The following is a 2,834-nucleotide window of genomic DNA, read 5'->3' on the forward strand; positions in this document are numbered from 1 at the left end:
GTGGCCGCCGCGGCCTGCGCCGCTACCGCAAGCGCCTGCACGCGGCCGGGGTCGAGGTGCAGGCGTTGCTGCCGGGCGGGCTGCGCTGGCGCCGCAGCGGCCGCATGGACCTGCGCAACCACCGCAAGATCGCGGTGATCGACAACCGCGTCGGCTACATCGGCTCGCAAAACCTGGCCGAACCGCAGTTCGTCCCTGGCCATCCCAACCGCGAGCTGGTGGCGCGGGTGCAGGGGCCGGTGGTGGCGCACCTGGAAGCGGTGTTCGCCAGCGACTGGTTCATCGAGACCGGGCAGCGCCTGAGCGTGGTCGCGCCCGCCTCCATCCACGGCGGCGGCGTCGCCGCGCAGCTGTTGCCCAGCGGGCCGGCGTACCCGTTCGAGAACGCCCGCGACACGGTCAACGCGCTGATCCATCTGGCACGGCGGCGCATCGTCATGGTCACGCCGTACTTCGTGCCGGACGAGGCCACGCTCAGCGCACTGCGCATCGCCGCGCTGTCCGGGGTGGACGTGCAGTTGATCCTGTCCGAGAGCAACAACCAGCGGCTCACCGCCTGGGCGCAGGAAGCCTATTACGACGAACTGCTGCGCAGCGGGGTCAAGATCGCGCTGTACCGGCCGTGCTTCCTGCACGCCAAGCACCTGAGCGTGGACGAGGGCATCGCCCTGGTCGGCTCGATCAACCTGGACATCCGCTCGTTCGCGTTGAACGCCGAGGTCGGCATGCTGTGCTACAGCGCCGCGGTGGTGCAGCGGCTGCGCGCGGTGGAGGCCGACTACTTGGCCGATGCGCGGGTGCTGACGCTGCAGGACTGGCGCAAGCGGCCGGCCTGGCGGCGCAGCCGCGAAGGCATCGCGCGCCTGGCCGATGCGCTGATGTGACGCATGCCGATGACGGGCGCATGACGTACTCATGCGCGATCGCCGGCACATGCACCACGGTTCTCAGCCGCGGGCCGGGCCGGTGGGGGCTTCCCTTACAATCGCGGCATGAATGAGCTTGTGCCCAGCGAACCGGCCGACGACGACTGCGACATCGCCATCGTCGGCGGCGGCGCGGCCGGCGTGCTGGTCGCGCTGCAGTTGCTGCGCCAGGCCGGCACCGCGCTGCGCGTGCAACTGATCGAATCGCGGCCGGCGCTGGCGCAGGGCGTGGCCTATGCGACGCCCTGCGCCGAGCACCTGTTGAACGTGACGGCCGGGCGCATGAGCGCCTTCGCCGAGGCGCCCGACGACTTTCTCGACTGGCTGCAGCAGCAGGCGCTGTATCCGCAGCTGTCGCGCGCCGCACTGGCCGAGGCCTATGTGCAGCGTCGCCATTACGCCGCCTATCTGCGCGCACGCCTGTGGCAGGCGCAGACCGCCGGGCCGGCGCGCCTGCAATGGCGCCAGGCGCGGGTGCTGGCGCTGCATCCGCAGCCGACCGGCGCTCAGATTCTGCAATTGCACGAAGGTGGACAGCTGCATGCCGGCGCCACCGTGCTGGCGCTGGGCAACAGCCTGCGTCCGCTGCCGGCGCGCGGCGCTCCCGGTCTCGACGCGCCGTCGCGGATCGAGGCCTGGGACTATGCGCAGTTGCAGGCGATTCCGCGCGAGGCCACGGTGTGCATCGTCGGCTCCGGCCTGAGCATGGCCGACAGCGTGCTGACGCTGCTGGCCAATGCGCACCGCGGCCCGGTGCACGTGGTCTCGCGGCACGCCTTGCTGCCGTTGCCGCATGCCGCGCATGGCGCGCCGGCCGACTTCGATGCGCAGGCATTGCTGGCGATGCCGCTGCGCCAGCGGGTGCGCGCGCTGCGTCGCCATGCCGCCGCGGCACAGGCGCAGGGCCGGCCCTGGCAGAGCGTGATGGACCGGATACGCCCGCTGAGCCAGGCGCTGTGGCAGTCGCTGTCGGTGACCGAGCAGCGCCGCTTCCTGCGCCACGTGGTGCGCTACTGGGACGTGCACCGGCATCGCATCGCCGCGCCGGTGTTCGCGCAATTGCAGGCGATGCGCCGGGTCGGTCAGTTGCGCCTGCACCGCGCGCGGCTGGATACGGTATTCCCGGTCGGCGCCTGCGTGCAGGTCAACGGCATGGGCGCCGACGGCGTGCCGCTGCAGCTCGACGCGCACTGTGTGATCAATGCCACCGGCGTCGAACTGCGCGCACAGACCATGCGCAATCCGCTGCTGCACCAGTTGCTCGGCTGCGGCCATGCGCAGCCGGGCCCGCACGGCATCGGCGTGGGCAGCGCCGCCGACGGCGCGCTGCTCGACGCCGACGGCCGCGCCACGCCGCGGATCCGCGTACTCGGCAGCCTGCGCATCGGCAGCCTGTGGGAAAGCCTGGCGATTCCCGAGCTGCGGGTGCAGGCGCAGCAGACCGCGCAGGCGCTGCTGGCGCTGGAGCTGCCGGTAGCCACCGTCCATTGACCGCTGCGGCGCATGCCGGCCGCGGTTGCGCGCGGCGCAGCTGCGACTCATGACTACGGTAACGCCCGTCGCGGCTGAAGCCGCTCCAACAGGGACAGGCCTTTGCGTCGTTTCTAGCTGCGGCCTGCATTGCCGGTCCTACAGGCGGGTCTCCTAACGCGATCAAAGGCCCCCATCCACCGCGTGTTGCGGCGTGCGCCCGAGCAACAGGCAGATCGCGATCGCCGCCAGCGCGGTGATCGCCGCCAGCACCCGGGTGAGCGTGCCGAAGGCCGCCGCGTAGGCCAGCCGTAGTTGCGTCGCGGACAGCGCGCCCTCGGCCATGGAGGCGGACAGATCGCCGGCGACCAGCCGCTGCGCGGTGTCCGCCAGGGTCGCGTGCGGCAGCAGCGGCGCGACCGCGGCCAGCCGCGCCTG

The 2,834-nt window shown here is 72.0% G+C and carries 2 protein-coding genes and 1 pseudogene; 2 read left to right on the plus strand and 1 reads right to left on the minus strand.

The window, feature by feature from the left end:
* The coding region (locus D183_RS0108425; protein ID WP_017908616.1) for a phospholipase D-like domain-containing protein at positions 1 to 884 on the plus strand (884 nt) is incomplete at its 5' end.
* 108 nt (positions 885 to 992) lie between these two features.
* Positions 993 to 2,417, plus strand: coding sequence for an FAD/NAD(P)-binding protein (locus D183_RS0108430; RefSeq protein WP_017908617.1), 1,425 nt, complete (start codon positions 993 to 995; stop codon positions 2,415 to 2,417).
* Between the two features lie 162 nt (positions 2,418 to 2,579).
* Here D183_RS0108430 and D183_RS0108435 read toward each other — a convergent pair.
* Positions 2,580 to 2,834, minus strand: a pseudogene (locus D183_RS0108435) (MFS transporter); the annotation flags it as partial.

The sequence above is a fragment of the Xanthomonas sp. SHU 199 genome (genome assembly GCF_000364665.1).
Taxonomy (GTDB): domain Bacteria; phylum Pseudomonadota; class Gammaproteobacteria; order Xanthomonadales; family Xanthomonadaceae; genus Xanthomonas_A; species Xanthomonas_A sontii.

Bases quoted from the DNA above. Each gene is read 5' to 3' on its own strand.
- D183_RS0108430 (WP_017908617.1), top strand. From the start codon at position 993: ATGAATGAGCTTGTGCCCAGCGAACCGGCCGACGACGACTGCGACATC.